13 protein-coding genes are annotated in these 15,018 nt (G+C 61.4%); 8 read left to right on the top strand and 5 right to left on the bottom strand.

Annotated features, from left to right (window positions below; all coding sequences use genetic code 11):
* Positions 1 to 25: 25 nt before the first annotated feature.
* Positions 26 to 1,003, bottom strand: a complete 978-nt coding sequence (locus L1P09_RS01400; RefSeq protein WP_009682902.1) for a dipeptidase — start codon at positions 1,001 to 1,003, stop codon at positions 26 to 28.
* Between the two features lie 285 nt (positions 1,004 to 1,288).
* Here L1P09_RS01400 and L1P09_RS01395 point away from each other — a divergent pair, with 285 nt between their 5' ends.
* From L1P09_RS01395 to L1P09_RS01385, 3 genes are all read left to right on the top strand, one after another.
* Complete coding sequence (locus L1P09_RS01395) at positions 1,289 to 1,705, top strand: lysozyme inhibitor LprI family protein (RefSeq protein ID WP_029886398.1); 417 nt, start codon at positions 1,289 to 1,291, stop codon at positions 1,703 to 1,705.
* 134 nt (positions 1,706 to 1,839) lie between these two features.
* Positions 1,840 to 2,532, top strand: coding sequence for a hypothetical protein (locus L1P09_RS01390; protein WP_054905541.1), 693 nt, complete (start codon positions 1,840 to 1,842; stop codon positions 2,530 to 2,532).
* Between the two features lie 73 nt (positions 2,533 to 2,605).
* Entirely contained in the window at positions 2,606 to 3,223 is a 618-nt protein-coding gene (locus L1P09_RS01385) for a hypothetical protein (RefSeq protein ID WP_192441475.1), read from the top strand.
* Between the two features lie 3 nt (positions 3,224 to 3,226).
* Here L1P09_RS01385 and L1P09_RS01380 read toward each other — a convergent pair whose 3' ends face one another.
* A complete protein-coding gene (locus tag L1P09_RS01380) occupies positions 3,227 to 4,174 on the bottom strand; it encodes a GlxA family transcriptional regulator (RefSeq protein WP_054905539.1) in 948 nt (315 codons plus the stop codon).
* A 142-nt stretch (positions 4,175 to 4,316) separates the two neighbouring features.
* On the opposite strand from L1P09_RS01380, the gene choX reads away from it, so the two are divergent.
* From choX to L1P09_RS01360, 4 genes are all read left to right on the top strand, one after another.
* Positions 4,317 to 5,261 (top strand): choline ABC transporter substrate-binding protein, encoded by a 945-nt coding sequence (gene choX, locus L1P09_RS01375; protein WP_054905538.1) that lies wholly within the window; start codon positions 4,317 to 4,319, stop codon positions 5,259 to 5,261.
* Positions 5,262 to 5,430: 169 nt separating this feature from the next.
* A complete protein-coding gene (locus tag L1P09_RS01370; RefSeq protein ID WP_054886697.1) occupies positions 5,431 to 6,315 on the top strand; it encodes a BKACE family enzyme in 885 nt (294 codons plus the stop codon).
* A 19-nt stretch (positions 6,316 to 6,334) separates the two neighbouring features.
* Entirely contained in the window at positions 6,335 to 7,300 is a 966-nt protein-coding gene (locus L1P09_RS01365; protein ID WP_192441472.1) for an L-carnitine dehydrogenase, read from the top strand.
* A gap of 10 nt (positions 7,301 to 7,310) precedes the next feature.
* Positions 7,311 to 7,778 (top strand): thioesterase family protein, encoded by a 468-nt coding sequence (locus tag L1P09_RS01360; protein ID WP_029886405.1) that lies wholly within the window; start codon positions 7,311 to 7,313, stop codon positions 7,776 to 7,778.
* 91 nt (positions 7,779 to 7,869) lie between these two features.
* Here L1P09_RS01360 and L1P09_RS01355 read toward each other — a convergent pair whose 3' ends face one another.
* On the bottom strand, positions 7,870 to 9,816 hold the full coding sequence (locus L1P09_RS01355; RefSeq protein ID WP_235768344.1) for a zinc-dependent metalloprotease family protein: 1,947 nt from the start codon (positions 9,814 to 9,816) through the stop codon (positions 7,870 to 7,872).
* Positions 9,817 to 10,195: 379 nt separating this feature from the next.
* On the opposite strand from L1P09_RS01355, the gene L1P09_RS01350 reads away from it, so the two are divergent.
* Entirely contained in the window at positions 10,196 to 10,453 is a 258-nt protein-coding gene (locus L1P09_RS01350) for a hypothetical protein (protein WP_159412923.1), read from the top strand.
* Positions 10,454 to 10,570: 117 nt separating this feature from the next.
* Here L1P09_RS01350 and L1P09_RS01345 read toward each other — a convergent pair whose 3' ends face one another.
* Both L1P09_RS01345 and L1P09_RS01340 read right to left on the bottom strand, forming a co-directional pair.
* The gene (locus tag L1P09_RS01345) at positions 10,571 to 12,229 is read right to left on the bottom strand and encodes an ABC transporter ATP-binding protein/permease (RefSeq protein ID WP_235768342.1); all 1,659 of its coding nucleotides are present in this window, start codon (positions 12,227 to 12,229) and stop codon (positions 10,571 to 10,573) included.
* On the bottom strand, positions 12,226 to 15,009 hold the full coding sequence (locus L1P09_RS01340; protein WP_235768340.1) for a M16 family metallopeptidase: 2,784 nt from the start codon (positions 15,007 to 15,009) through the stop codon (positions 12,226 to 12,228). The genes L1P09_RS01345 and L1P09_RS01340 overlap by 4 nt, the downstream gene beginning before the upstream one ends.
* Between the last annotated feature and the right edge of the window lie 9 nt (positions 15,010 to 15,018).

Genomic DNA, 15,018 nt, shown 5'->3' with positions numbered 1-15,018 from the left:
GGGGCATTCAGGCTTGGAGAGCGGCTTATTCGCCCCACACGTCCTTGAGGACGTTGACCCAGTTCTCGCCCATGATCTTGCGCACCACGCGCTCGGAGTGGCCGCGCTTGAGCAAGGTTTCGGTGAGGTTGGGGAATTCACCCACGGTACGGATACCCAGCGGGTTGATGATCTTGCCGAAGTTGGTCAGGCGGCGGGCGTAACCCTTGTCGTGGGTCAGGTACTCGAAGAAGTCCTGGCCGTGGCCTTGGGTAAAGTCGGTACCGATGCCGATCGCGTCTTCACCCACGATGTTCATGGTGTACTCGATGGCTTCGGCGTAGTCGTCGATGGTCGAATCGATACCCTTGGCCAGGAACGGGGCGAACATGGTCACGCCAACGAAGCCGCCGTGGTCGGCGATGAACTTCAGCTCGGCGTCGGACTTGTTGCGCGGGTGCTCCTTGAGGCCCGATGGCAGGCAGTGCGAGTAGCACACCGGCTTTTTCGATTCGAGAATGACTTCTTCGGAGGTTTTGGAGCCGACGTGGGACAGGTCGCACATGATGCCGACGCGGTTCATTTCGGCGACGATCTCGCGACCAAAGCCCGACAGGCCGCCGTCGCGCTCGTAGCAACCGGTGCCCACCAGGTTCTGGGTGTTGTAGCACATCTGCACGATGCCAACGCCCAGTTGCTTGAACACGTCGACGTAGGCGATCTGGTCTTCGAAGGCATGGGCGTTCTGGAAGCCGAAGAGAATGCCGGTCTTGCCCAGTTCCTTGGCCTTGCGGATGTCGGCGGTAGTGCGCACCGGCATTACCAGGTCGCTGTTGTCGCGGATCAGCTTCTGGCTGGCGGCGATCTGGTCGACGGTTGCCTTGAACCCTTCCCACACCGATACCGTGCAGTTGGCCGCAGTGAGCCCGCCTTTGCGCATGTCCTCGAACAGCTCGCGGTTCCACTTGGCAATGATCAGGCCGTCAATGACGATACTGTCGGCGTGAAGTTCGGCTGGGCTCATCAGGCTGTCCCCTTTTATCGAATGGGTTGGCGCCAAACCTTGTGCCGGCGCTTTGGGGCCAGCATATGCCTGTGCCCAAAGGCGCCCCGATGCAAAAACGACAGGGGGTTTGCCGAAAGCGTCAATGCGCGACAACAGGGCATCTGGCGCGCGGGCTGGCGATGCGAGACAGTCTCGACAACGGCATTTGCGGCCACTTCATGAACATTTGGTCAGGTAGCTACCGCCAGAGCGCAGGCTGAGCGAGAATCCCTGCGATTCGACAGCCAGGTGAGGAGAAAAAGGATGAAATCAATGGCATGGCTGGCGCTGCTGGCCGTTGTGAGCGGGGCCCAGGCCAGCGAGGAAGAAAGCACGCCTTGCGACAATGTGGAAACCGACCAGCAAACCTTCGCCTGCGCAGCATTCAACAAGCAGGTCGCCGAGCGTGAGCTGCAGTCGGCCTACGACGAACTCGCCGCACGCATGCGTGACCAGTTCGGCGACGAAGCCGGCCTGATGTCGCGAATAGAGGCAGCCGAGCAACTCTGGCGTCAACTGCGTGATGCAGACTGCAAGGTCGAAACCCACGCTGAACAGCCAGGCAGCAAGGCCTACCAGACTGCCTGGAACAGCTGCATTGCACAGCGCAGTGATGAGCGGGCGGAATACCTGCGCGGCCTGGGCCTGCAAGACGGTGACGAGCCAGCCCCCGAAGATTGATCAGCACCAGAGAAGGACCAACGCCCGAGGAACAACATGCCGCTGATGCTCCCTGCGTCGTTGCTCGATAGTGCCCTCAGACCACGTGCTCAGCATGTGTGTCTTGAAATTCAAAACTATCAAGGAATTACAAAGTGGCTGACATCAAAGTTGAAATGGAAAAAATCCGCAAAGAGGGGCAGGAGCGCGTTGCCGCTACCGGCCAGGCCATCTGCGTTTTCGCTGACAATGTGCCCGCCGACGTTGCCCAAGACATCCTGTCCGGCCTGGGCTTGATGACCGCACTGGCCAACAAGAAGTTTGACAAGGAAACCCAGCAGCGCGAGTGGTACAACTTCTACAACGATGGCCTGATTAAATTCGGCTGGACCATGACAGGTACTGCACATGCCGAAGATGCCATTGATGAGGACAACCTGACCCTGGCAGAGCTGATCACCAAGTCCGTCACCATCAGCGTTGCCGCGGACCCTCGCCGCGCCGCTTGCGCCAGGCGTGCTCTGCAGGTTGTCGTGCAGAAGCCGGAAGTCAAGGCACACCTGGAAAAGCACAGCCATAGCGAATCCGGCAAATCGAGCAACTTCGTGGTAGCCCAGTGCGAAATGACGCCACAAGGCCTGCCCGCCATGTACATGACCAGCTTCCAGGCCAGCTACGACTCGAAGATCGAGCGTGAGGGCGCCCTGACCCGCAAGGTCGACAGAACGTCTACCCGCGTCTACCGCGCTTCGCAACAAGGCACGTTCAGCGTTCGTCACTTCGACGCTGCGCGGGAACTTGTGAACGAGAAAGTCAAAAAAGACCTCGGCGAGTTTTTCACTAGCTGATGAGCGAGGCCGGGTACCAGAAGGTGCTGGTACCCGGTTCTGGTCATGTGCAGCCATCGAGGAACTATGCCACATGAGCGATACAAGCCTGGACACCCGAATATTCGAGGAGCGGCTAAGAATAAAGCCTGCCCCCTGGCTGACACTGGAGACATGGGAAGATTTGCAGCTCTGCCTGCGTCATTCACAAGCATTGGCCAATGAAAGCTACTCGATGGAGACCCAGCCTCGGCAATGGTTCGCGCACGCCCTCGCCACCTTGAAATCATTGAAATTCAGCCTGTGTGAACATACACACAAAACCATTGTGTATGAGCCGCACTTGCTTGCGCTCAGCGATGTATACAATGGCTTTCTACCGCCACCGCGCGTCAAAGGGCCTTGGTTCAAAAGCCTGGAAGAAAATATTCAAAACGCCCTGCAGTCGGCGGGTGCACGTAAATTCACCGTCATGAACGCTTCTTCACACCTAAGTATCGAAATGGACCATGAAGGTGACCAGGTTCCGGTGGCGATCCTGTTTTATACCTACTGCGTTACCGACCCGGTCGAGCCCACCCGAAAGTTGAACCTGACATTCGACCATCTGGGTGCACGCTTCAATGCAGAAGGTTTTGCCCCGCTTCGCCAGGACCTGCAAGCGAGCAACCGGGAAAAACTGAGGGCGATTCTCGAGCGCGAGCTTGAGTGAAGCTCATTTGGGGCCGCCCGGCCGACGTTCCTCCCGCGGGCACCGCCCAAACTTCAGCTTGTAGCGCCGCGTAAAATACGATGGAAGTTCAAACCCGCACGCAATGCTGACCTGGGTCACCGACATGTCGGTCTGGGCCAACAGCTGACGCGCCTTGTCCAGCCGTAACGCGAGATAGAAACTGCTGGGTGTGGTATCCAGGTGTATGCGAAACAACCGCTCCAGTTGACGCCTCGTGACCTTGATCGCGGCTGCCAGATCCAGCGTGGTCAGTGGTGGCTCGAAGTGTTTTTCCATTTCGCCAATGGCATGGATCAGCTTCTTGTTACTGATGCCGTAACGCGCGCCGATCTGCATGCGCTGGTGGTCCTGGCGCTGACGGATACGCCCCAGCACGAACTGCTCGGACACTTTGACCGCCAGTTCGCTGCCATGAGCCTGGGCAATCAAGTACAGCATCAGATCGATCGAGGCCGTTCCGCCTGCGCAGGTGATGCGGCTGCGGTCAATCTCGAACAGCTCCTGGGTGGCCTGAAGACCTGGATAGCGTTCCTTGAAGGCCTCCAGCGCCTCCCAATGCAACGTCGCCCGGTAACCCTCGAGCAGCCCCGCCTCGGCCAACACCATCGCACCGGTGTCGATGCCCCCAAGCATGACAGCGTCATGGTTGAGCCGGCGCAGCGCATGCAACAGTTTGGGTGCGACATTGGCAAGTGGTTCGAAGCCCGCAACCACCAGCAGGATGTCGGGCGGCTCGCCCTCCCCCAGAGCGGCATCGGCATTGATGGACATGCCATTGCTCGCCAGCACCGCCTCACCGTTCAGGCTCAGCACCTGCCACCGGTACAACGGCCCGCCAAAACGGTTGGCTACCCGCAGTGGTTCCACCGCGGAAATGAACCCCATGGCGGAAAAACCGGGCACCAACAGAAAGGCAATCGTCTCCATCATCCCCCTCCACAGAAACTGGTCGCCCAGGTGCTAATTCCTGTCGCTAGCGTGCGCTTGGGCAAGATGGCGCCAGCGTAGCGTATTCACACGGCCCAGAGAGACCGAACCCTATAACAATATGCACTGCCGATGGAGAGCCACCATGCACAGCTTGATCCGCCGCAGCCTGTTGACCCTTGCCCTGAGCAGCATCGCCACTTCCCCACTGTTGGCCGCCGAACCCGCGGCCTGCAAGAACGTCCGCCTGGGCGTGGTCAACTGGACCGACGTCATTGCCACCAGCGCCATGGCTCAGGTGCTGCTCGATGGCCTGGGCTACCAGACCAAACAGACCAGCGCTTCGCAGCAGATCATTTTTGCCGGCATCCGCGACAAGCGCCTGGACATGTTCCTGGGTTACTGGAACCCGATCATGACCCAGACCATCACCCCGTTCGTCGACGCCGGGCAGGTCAAGGTGCTCGACAAGCCAAGCCTGGAAGACGCCCGCGCCACCCTCGCCGTGCCGAAATACCTGTATGACAAGGGCCTGAAAACCTTTGCCGATATCCACAAGTTCGAAAAGGAACTGGGCGGCAAGATCTATGGCATCGAGCCAGGCTCGGGGGCCAATACGCAGATCAAGGCCATGATCACCAAGAACCAGTTTGGCCTGGGCAAATTCCAGCTGGTCGAGTCCAGCGAAGCGGGCATGCTCGCCGCGGTCGACCGCGCCGTGCGGCGCAAGGAAGCCGTGGTGTTCTTCGGCTGGGCACCGCACCCGATGAACGTGAACATCGACATGGCCTACCTGGGTGACAGCCAGGACGCCCTCGGCCCGGACGAAGGCCGAGCCACGGTGTGGACGGTGACCGCGCCGGACTACGCCGAACGCTGCCCCAACGCCAACCGCCTGCTGGCCAACCTGAAATTCAGCGCCGAGGACGAGAGCCGCATGATGCAGCCGCTGCTCGACCACAAGGACGCACTGGAATCGGCCCGCCAGTGGCTCAAGGACCACCCCGAGGACAAAGCCCGCTGGCTTGAGGGTGTGACCACCTTTGACGGCAAGCCGGCTGCGGACAACCTCAAGCTCACCGCCAACTGATCCGGCCTCTTCGCCTGTAGGAGCGGCCTTGTGTCGCGAAAGGGCTGCGCCAGCAGCCCCAGGATTTGTGCGCGCTGCTGAAATCTGGGGCCGCTTCGCGGCCCTTTCGCGACACAAGGCCGCTCCTACAAGCGAAAGGGCCAGCACAAACAACACAAGGAACAAAGCCATGAACCACGACGTCATCATCACCTGCGCCCTTACCGGCGCTGGCGACACGGTCGCCAAAAGCCACCTGGTCCCGGTCACCCCGAAACAGATCGCCGAATCCGCCGTCGAAGCCGCCAAAGCCGGCGCCACCGTGGTCCACTGCCACGTCCGCGACCCACAGACCGGCCGTTTCAGCCGTGACGTGGCGCTGTACCGCGAAGTCATGGAGCGCATCCGCGAAGCCGACGTCGACATCATCGTCAACCTCACCGCCGGCATGGGCGGCGACCTGGAAATCGGCCCGGGCGAATCGCCGATGGAGTTCGGCCCCGGCACCGACCTGATCGGCCCGCTGGAGCGCCTGGCCCACGTCGAAGCCCTGCTGCCGGAAATCTGCACCCTCGACTGCGGCACCCTCAACTTCGGCGACGGCAACGCCATCTACGTCTCCACCCCCGCGCAACTGCGCGCCGGTGCCAAGCGCATCACCGAGCTGGGTGTGAAAGCCGAGCTGGAGATTTTCGACACCGGCCACCTGTGGTTCGCCAAGCAGATGATGAAAGAAGGCCTGCTCGAAGACCCATTGTTCCAGCTGTGCCTGGGCATCCCGTGGGGCGCGCCGGCTGATACCACCACCATGAAGGCCATGGTCGACAACCTGCCGGCCAACGTCACCTGGGCCGGCTTCGGCATCGGCCGCATGCAGATGCCGATGGCGGCTCAGGCCGTGCTGCTTGGCGGCAACGTGCGGGTGGGCCTGGAAGACAACCTGTACCTGGACCGTGGCGTGCTGGCCAGCAATGGCCAGCTGGTGGAACGCGCTGCCGAAATCATCACCCGCATGGGTGGCCGCGTGCTCAGCCCGGCAGAAGGCCGGGAAAAAATGAACCTCAAGCGCCGCTGATCCCACTCAGGAGACCAATATGCCCTTCATCACCGAGATCAAGACCTTCGCCGCCCTGGGTAGCGGCGTGATCGGCAGCGGCTGGGTCGCCCGCGCCCTGGCCCATGGCCTGGACGTGGTCGCCTGGGACCCAGCCCTCGGCGCCGAGCAAGCCCTGCGCAAGCGTATCGCCAATGCCTGGCCGGCACTGGAGAAACAAGGCCTGGCGCCAGGTGCATCGAAGAGCCGGCTGAGATTCGTGGCCACCATCGAAGAATGCGTGCGCGACGCCGACTTCATCCAGGAAAGCGCACCCGAGCGCCTGGACCTGAAGCTCGACCTGCACGCCAAGATCAGCGCCGCCGCCAAGCCCGATGCGATCATCGGCTCCAGCACCTCGGGCCTGCTGCCCAGCGAATTCTACGAATCGGCCACTCACCCCGAGCGCTGCGTGGTCGGCCACCCGTTCAACCCGGTATACCTACTGCCGCTGGTCGAGATCGTCGGCGGCAACCGCACCGCACCTGAAGCCATCGAAGCCGCCAGGACCATCTACACCGCCCTCGGCATGCGCCCGTTGCATGTGCGCAAGGAAGTCCCCGGTTTCATCGCCGACCGCCTGCTCGAAGCGCTGTGGCGCGAGGCCCTGCACCTGGTCAACGATGGCGTGGCCAGCACTGGCGAAATCGACGACGCAATCCGCTTCGGCGCCGGCCTGCGCTGGTCGTTCATGGGCACCTTCCTCACCTACACCCTGGCCGGTGGCGATGCAGGCATGCGCCACTTCATGTCGCAGTTCGGCCCGGCGCTGAAACTGCCGTGGACCTACCTGCCCGCACCGGAACTGACCGACAAACTGATCGACGATGTGGTGGACGGCACCTCGGCGCAACTGGGTGAACGCAGCATTGCCGCACTGGAACGCTATCGTGATGACACCCTGCTTGCAGTGCTTGAAGCCGTAAAGAGCAGCAAGCAAACGCACGGCATGTCGTTCGGCGAATGAGGAGCCCCCAATGCCCGCACTGATCACCTATCGCACCCCAGTCCAGGAGGACTGGGTGGACTACAACGGGCACCTGCGCGATGCCTTTTACCTGCTGATTTTCAGCTATGCCACCGATGCGCTGATGGAGCGCATCGGCCTGGATGCCGACAGCCGGGGGCAGAGTGGGCATTCGCTGTTCACCCTGGAGGCGCACATCAACTACCTGCATGAGGTGAAGCTTGGCACCGAGGTGTGGGTGCAGACGCAGATCGTCGGTTTTGATCAAAAGCGCCTACACATCTACCACAGCCTGCATAGGAAGGGATTCGACGGAGTATTGGCGGCTAGCGAGCAGATGCTGCTGCACGTCGACCTGGCAGGGCCTAAAGCCGCACCGTTCAGCCCAATAAGCATTCAGATACTCCAAGAGCTGCTCCATGACCAACACGACCAGGCGGCAGCTTCCTTCGTAGGCCGCCAAATCACGTTATCTTGAACGGCAGCAGCTACCAAACCAGCGCAGACGGGTTACTATTTGATTTCGTCTGCACTGGTACGACCTCCAAGCAGCGGGTACCCAACCTGGGCTATTGCATGCCGAAGGAGACGCGGTGCACTGAGCCGTTCATGTAACCACCTCCTGCACGAGTGCGAACAAGCCCTGGCGGCAAGCCACTGCCCTCGTCCCAATTTCTGATCTGGAAGTTGCCCTTATAGCTACCTGTGAAGCAAAGACTTCGACGGTCGTCGGCGTTAAGGAAACAAAGCTTGGTATTAGCCCCGGGGAAAGCATACACCTTCGCGGAGCGTGATTTTCCACCGGCTACTACGTCGCATCCTGGAAAATCTGAAATATTGGCCACCTTGCCTTGGTACAGGCGAAACGTACAGGTATCACCTTGATAGTCTGCGAGAGAATAAAGTTTAATAGTTACGGAAGTGTCCAGAGTGTACACGATGTTTCGAACTTTTCCGATCAACGGTTCATGACCAGGAAGGCTTTCTCGCCCCAGCCCATCAGGCAATGTGCCTGATGCATCAAGGTCCGCCACCTCAAAGTTGCCCGTGTAAGACCCGCGGTAACAGGCATAGTCAAAATCGGTGGCGTAGAAACACAACCTCATTCCAGCTTTGAAATTCTGAACTTTAACCGAATGTACTTCATTGCAGTTGGGGCGTATGTCATTGGGGAGAAACTCTAGGCTGCAATGGCGCCCAGAAAAATTCTTTTCGGGGTAGAATTCCAACTCCATAGGTGGCGCAAGCGGCACGGGATAGAAATTCTCTACCGTTTCCCTGCGTTCGTTAAAGAGGCGCGCGACATCATGATGTGCCTCAGTCCCAAGAGGAATGCCCTGATACGTCAGCCGAGGGTTTGAGTGGTACGCAACGCCCGTGCACGTTGGCGAGCAGCCGTACGACATCTGCGTGCGGAACCTGGGCGATCCTGTATATCGATAGCCATACATATAGGGCGGATCGCCCTCCTCCTTACCTTCCTTCCAGTTATGGCTGGCGCCCAAGTTATGACCGAGTTCGTGAGCAAGCGCGTCGGTACAACTAATGACCGAGTGAGCCCGGGCTTTACTCGACGCAAGCCAGGCCTGACCGCATAGCGCAGTCGCTGTAGAATACATCGACACCATATCCGCTCCCAACGCCTCTCTCCTGCGCAAGACATTCCCCGCGAACGGTTGGGCTAGACGGATATCATTCAGTTGCTGTTTGTAATCTCTTCCGGTTTCGTCGTAAGGCTCATCAAAAAAGCCGGCCAGTTCATATGTGATCTGCACGTCACTGTTTTTCATGTACTGGTTAGCAGTGAAAAGCGCCAGGGCGAGTTCAAACCGATAGTAGGGGCTTTTGGCCCTTCGTTGATCAGTGGCCAGAAACATCACGCGTATTGTGCTGTGCGCGGACTGCGGAACTTTCCCTTGGGTTTCATCGAGCGCCTGCCCTGCTGGGTCGACGAGGGGTTCGCCTTCCGCAGGAAGCTTGGATTCATCAACCTTGATCAGCACATACTGACCCGAGCCGATTGAATCCAGCCGATAACGCTGCCCTTCGACAATTACGCGGCCCGCCAACTTGTCACCCTCACGCACCAAAGAGAGGTAGTAAAGCGGATCGTTTTCGATCTCCGAAGCAGATGCCGCATGGGCCGCTTTCCATGCCGACGGCTTGTAGCCCACCCAACCGTCAATACCCGGTGTGATGGTGGTGAAATCGCGTAAATGAAACTGCGCGGTTTTACCGTCCGGTAAGCTCACCGCCAAATCCTGCGTTTGCTGGCTGATAAGTGCCGGGTTGATCTTCACCAGCGTAAACTCTGCGTTCGCAGGGTCGGCCAGCAATGTGGCCAGGTTGCCGCTAGCCGTGTCTAGCAGGCCCTTGCGCGTAGGGGTGGGTTCTAGGGTGAACAGTTGGGCTGGGGTACTTGTGGCTGCAGTGACGGTGGGACCAGAGGACGAACAGCCCCCAAAAAACATCACTGTTGAAGCCAGCAGGATCCTGTTCCAGATTGCCGTTTTCACATTGCCGCTCCTGAGGACATTCATCACCCTCAGCAGATCATTACCCCAGCTTTACTGTCATCTGACAGAAATGCCAGGTGGATGGATGTGCAGGAACACGCAGTTGGTTTAAAACAAAAAAATAACCCCGGAAAGCCGTGAGCATCCGGGGCCAAGAGCGAGCAACATCCACTGTGCATGATTGAGGGTGACCAAACCCTCGTGGACCGTGAATGGATGCAGTCTGCTGGCTTCCCGGCACCTGCAATTAGCCGGGAGCGACCTGTTCTTAGCCAAACCAGCCATTGCGACATTCTGCCCTTGCGGGCGTGTCGCTGCAGACACAGAATCGGTCGTAAATCACAGCAGCACTCTCTTAGCGATAAAAGGGACAACAGCCATGATGCATGCGGATTTGATAGACCAGGACGACCTGGCAGGCCACCTGCGCGCACGCGGGTTCGACATTCCCGCCGGGGCCAGTGCCGAGCAGGCCTGCGAAGCGGTGGTGCGCGGGCTGACCGAGCCCAATGCGCGGGCGCTCAAGGGCATGGTCGAACAGATGTACACCGGTAGCGCGACGATCTTGCCGGCGGTTCGCCAGGCCATCGACAAGCAGCTGTTGCCGGCGCTGGCCCAGTTCAGCCGCCGCGCCTGATTTCGCCAGTTCCGGCCCTTTCGCGGGGCAAGCCCGCTCCTACAGGGAAATCACCATCCGTGGACGGGTGGATAACCTGTAGGAGCGGGCTTGCCCCGCGAAGAGGCCAGTACAGGCTTACGCAGGTTCGGCCAGTTTCTCCAGCTCAACGGTCCGGTCGAACAACCGTGCCAACCCCTGCTGATGAGTCACCCCCACCACCGTACACCCCGGCAATTCCCGCCTGAGCATCTCCAGCAACGACCGCGCACTCTCGATATCCAGCTGGCTGGTCGCCTCATCCAGGTACAAGGTATCCGGCCGATACACCAGCGCCCGCGCCAGGCTAAGCCGCTGCTGTTCGCCCCCTGAAAACACCCGCTCCCACTCCTGCTCGTCATCCAAGCGGCCACTGAGCCCGACTTTGGACAATGCCTCCAGCAGCAATCGGTCATCCCCAACCACTAACTGTGGATAAGCCAACAACCCACGCAAACTCATGCGCGGCAGGTAAGGCTTCTGCGGCAACAGCAAGCTGCGCCCCGGCGGCAACTGCCACTCGCCCAGGCAGTAAGGCCACAGCCCCTGCAAGGTCCGCAGCAAGGTCGACTTGCCCAGCCCGCTGCGTCCACCCAGGCGCACCCATTCGCCCTGCCCGACGCGCAGGTCGAGTGTTTCCAGCAGCACACCACCATCAGGCTTGCACAGCGTCAGCCCCTGGGTGCACAGGCAGTGCCCCTGTAGCGCCGCAAGCACTTGCTGGCGGCTCGCGGCAATCGCCTGCTCGAACTGCTCCAGCCGCTGCAATGCCGCACTCCAGCGCACCAGCTTGTGATAGAGCTTGATGAACCAGCTGAGCGAGCCGTGCACAGCGTTGAAGGCACTGCGGATCTGCATCAGCCCACCCAGGGTGATGGTCTTGGCCATGAACGCTGGCAACGCGGCGAACACCGGGATGATCAGGCTCAGACGCTCGTAGGAGACGGTGAACAGGCTGAGGTTGCGCTCGCGTCCCATCAGCTGCCGCCAGTTGTCGGCGATGGCGCGAAAGCGCGTGGCCAGGTGCTCGCGCTCGACGGCCTCGCCCCGGTACAGCGCGATCTGCTCGGCATGGTCGCGCTTGCGCAGCAGGCTTGCGCGAAAATCGGCCTCGCGATGCTCACGCTCGTAGTTCAGTGCATGCAGCGGCCTGCCGATCAGGTGCGTCAGCAGGCTGCCGGCCAAGGTGTAGGCCAGAACGATCCACACCAGATAGCCATGCACCGTGAAGGTCTCGCCGAACAGGCTGAAAGTCTGCACACCCGACAGGTTCCACAGGATCAGCATGAACGCGCCAACCTGCGCCAGGTTGATCACCAGGGAGGCCACCAGCTCGATGCTCAGGCCGACCATCAGATCGATGTCCTGGGCGATGCGCTGGTCGGGGTTGTCCGGCTCGCCGGTCAGCCCCAGACGGTAGAACGCCTGGTCGGCGAGCCAGGTGTCGGTCAGGCGCCCGGTCATCGCCTGGCGCCAGCGCAACTCCAGGCCTTTGCGGATGTAGTCCATGGCCACGATGATCAGCACATAGCTGCCCAGGTACAGCGCGTATTCGCCGACCAGGCCATACAGCCCCGCCGTGTCGAACGCGGCCAGGGTGTCATAGAAGGTCTTGCTCCAGCTGTTGATCAGCACATTGATCTGCACCACCAGCAGCCCCAGGCCGATCACCGCTGCCAGCATCAGCCAGGCTGGCCATTGCCGGCGGCTGGCCCAGAACGGGCGGCTCAGGCGATAGAACGTACGCAGGGTTTTCACATCGCCTGCTCCAACGCCGCAGGCGATGGCAGCACGCGCAGTTGCACCTGATTAGCACGAGGGAACAGCTGTTTCGCTTGCTGTTGCAGCGCTGGCAGGCTCAAAGCTTCAGGCAGTTGCGTCTGAGTCTGCAAGTAGCGCGGGTCATGCCAGCGGCGGTCACTCAGGATCAGGCGCTTGAACTGGGTTTGCGGGTCTTCGCGGCGTTTGCTCTCCTGGCGCTGGAACTCGGCGCGTTCACTACGCAGCCATTGGGCATCCGGATGCAGCTCGGCCAACGTCTGCTGGGCCATGGCCCACAGCTCGTCGACCCGCGCCGGGTCGCAGGTGAAGCTCAGGCTGCTCTCGATGCGCTGGGTGTCGGCATTCAGTTCGCTTTCGAACCGCAAGCGATACACGCCGGCAGCCTCACCCCGCAGCTGGGCTTTCAGCCGCTGGTTGGCCAGATCGCGCAGCACCGCTACCCGTGCCGCCGCTTCCGGGCTCCAGGCCTGGGGCTGATAGCTGCTGGCTTGCAGAACGGCACGCGGTTCCAGCGCGATCGCCAGGTCATCACGACGCTGGCCGGGCTGTTGCAAAGCCTGCTGGCTACCCAACGGCGCTGTACGCGGGATGGTCGCGAGCAGTTCACCGACCATTTTCTCCAGCGATTCCGGCGCCGTGTCCGCCATCAGGTAATAGGTCACCGGCGCACCCGCCAGGCGCTTCCAATCGGCACTCAGCTGTTCGGCGCTCAGTTGTTCAAGGGCGTCGATATCCGGTGACCGCCAATGGTCGAGGCCGTACTTGAGCACACGCTGCCGGCTTTCCTGCAGCCCGCGTACGTCATCCGGGCGGCTGCGCAGGCGTTGCAGCAAGGCATCGCGCGTGGTGCTAAACACTTCCGGGTCGATGCTGGCCAGTTGGCTTACCCGATAGCTCTGCATCAGCGCCAGCAGTTGCTCCGGTGCTGCGCCAAGGTTGAGTTGCAGGCGCTGGGGCTGCTGGTCGAAGCCAAGCGTGGCGTGCTGTTCCTGGCGCCAGCTTGCCAGAGCCTGCTGATCCATCCCGGGCAGGCCGCTGTGCATGGCCAGTTGCGCGGCCATCTGCAAGCGCCACGCCGGGGTACCGGCAAGGTGATAGCCAGCGGACGAATCGACCTGCAGTAACCACTTGCCTTCCGGGCCATTACGCTTGAGCCAGACCAGGCGATCACCGTTGCTCAGTTGCCAGTACTCGACCTGCTGTTCAGGGAAAACCTTGCGCTCAACGATGCTGCCAGTACCCACCGCTGGGGGCATGACCAGCCTGGGCGGCGCAAGCGCAACCTTTGCTTGCCGGGCTGGCGCGCTGAGTGCGCGAGCGGCCAGTTCGGCCTGCTGCTGCTCAACCTCGGCGACACTCGGCAACACCACGTCGGCACTGCCTGCGGCGCTGAACTGCAGCACCCGGTCCGGACTGGCGAGCCAACGCCGCAGGCGCGCATCGAGATCAGCGCGCTCGATGCTACCCAGCACCTCAAGATAGCGCTCGGCGACAGCCTGGCGTTCGCTGAGCGCATTGCCCTGCACGGCAGCATTGTTAAGCTGCTCGACCCATTGTTCGAAGGTACGCAGCCCGTGGTTGGCCAGCGTCTTGTCGCCCAGCTTGCGAATGTGTTCGCGCTCGCGCTGCAGATCTGCCTGGGTGAAGCCGTGCTGGCGCAACCGCTCGATCTCGGTCAGCAATTGCTGCAATGCCTGGGCGTGAGCCTGGCCTTGGACACTGGCGGCGACGCCCAGCACACTGGAATGCTCGCCGATCAGGGTCTTCTGCACGATCAGGCTGCCCACACCAGGCTCGCGCGGCTGGCGGCGCAGGCTGTCGAGCATGGCGGCCAGGGTCATGCGGTCGATCAGCCGTTCGCGCAAGGCGGCACGCGTTGTGCCGCGGCTGTCGGGTTCGTGGGCGCGGAACAGCATCGCCACCAGGTTGCTGCCCGACTGCGGGTCCTGCAGGCGGAATACCTTGAGCTTGTCGTCCAGCGGCAACTCACGCTGCTCACGGCTCGGCACTGCACCAGCCTTGGCCGACCCGAAGGCCCGTTCGATCTGCGCCAGCATCACCTGCGGATCGAAGTCGCCCACGGCTGACAGCACCATGTTGTTCGGCAGGTACCAACGCGCCTGATAGGCCTTGAGGCTGTCCAGGCTGGCCGAGCGGATTGCCGCTTCGTTGCCGATGGTGCGGTGCCCGGGATAGCGCGAGCCGACCCGCTGCGAAGCGGTGCGTTGCTCATTCATGCGTTGTGCCACGCCCAGCCCGCCACGCCATTCCTCGATCACGATCGGGCGCTCGCGCTCCAGGTCCTGGGCGTTGTAGTCACCGGCGAAGGCCAGATCGGCCAGCGCCTGCAATGCCTGCGGGGCCTGGCGAACGCCAGCGGGCGGGCCGATCAGGTATTGGGTGCGCTCGTAGTTGGTCACCGCATTGAAGTGGCGGCCCTGCACCCAACCCAGGCCGGTCATGCGCTGGCGCAGGTTCTGGCTGCCGCCGGCGCGGCTGTGGAAGGTCAGGTGCTCGACCATGTGCGCCACGCCGACCTGGTCGTCGGCTTCGTCCACCGAGCCGGCCTTGACCGTCAGGCGCAGGTCCAGGCGGCCGGTTTGCGAAGGTTCGCGCACCAGGCGATAGGCCAGGCCGTTGGCCAGTTGGCCATGCACCACCTGGGCATCCCAGGGCAGAGGCGCGTCGGGTTCGTTCACTGTGGCGCAGGCGCCGAGCAGCAGCGGGCCGAGCAGGCCCGCGATGAGCTTGTTCATCAGGTTATC

The organism is Pseudomonas juntendi (assembly GCF_021560075.1).
Lineage (GTDB): Bacteria > Pseudomonadota > Gammaproteobacteria > Pseudomonadales > Pseudomonadaceae > Aquipseudomonas > Aquipseudomonas juntendi.
Note: the sequence above shows the minus strand (reverse complement) of the source record. Positions and strands in the feature narration are given on the sequence as shown.

Bases quoted from the DNA above. Each gene is read 5' to 3' on its own strand.
- L1P09_RS01385 (WP_192441475.1), top strand. From the start codon at position 2,606: ATGAGCGATACAAGCCTGGACACCCGAATATTCGAGGAGCGGCTAAGA.
- L1P09_RS01370 (WP_054886697.1), top strand. From the start codon at position 5,431: ATGAACCACGACGTCATCATCACCTGCGCCCTTACCGGCGCTGGCGAC.
- L1P09_RS01340 (WP_235768340.1), bottom strand. From the start codon at position 15,009: ATGAACAAGCTCATCGCGGGCCTGCTCGGCCCGCTGCTGCTCGGCGCC.
- choX (WP_054905538.1), top strand. From the start codon at position 4,317: ATGCACAGCTTGATCCGCCGCAGCCTGTTGACCCTTGCCCTGAGCAGC.
- L1P09_RS01360 (WP_029886405.1), top strand. From the start codon at position 7,311: ATGCCCGCACTGATCACCTATCGCACCCCAGTCCAGGAGGACTGGGTG.
- L1P09_RS01350 (WP_159412923.1), top strand. From the start codon at position 10,196: ATGATGCATGCGGATTTGATAGACCAGGACGACCTGGCAGGCCACCTG.
- L1P09_RS01365 (WP_192441472.1), top strand. From the start codon at position 6,335: ATGCCCTTCATCACCGAGATCAAGACCTTCGCCGCCCTGGGTAGCGGC.
- L1P09_RS01400 (WP_009682902.1), bottom strand. From the start codon at position 1,003: ATGAGCCCAGCCGAACTTCACGCCGACAGTATCGTCATTGACGGCCTG.
- L1P09_RS01380 (WP_054905539.1), bottom strand. From the start codon at position 4,174: ATGATGGAGACGATTGCCTTTCTGTTGGTGCCCGGTTTTTCCGCCATG.
- L1P09_RS01395 (WP_029886398.1), top strand. From the start codon at position 1,289: ATGAAATCAATGGCATGGCTGGCGCTGCTGGCCGTTGTGAGCGGGGCC.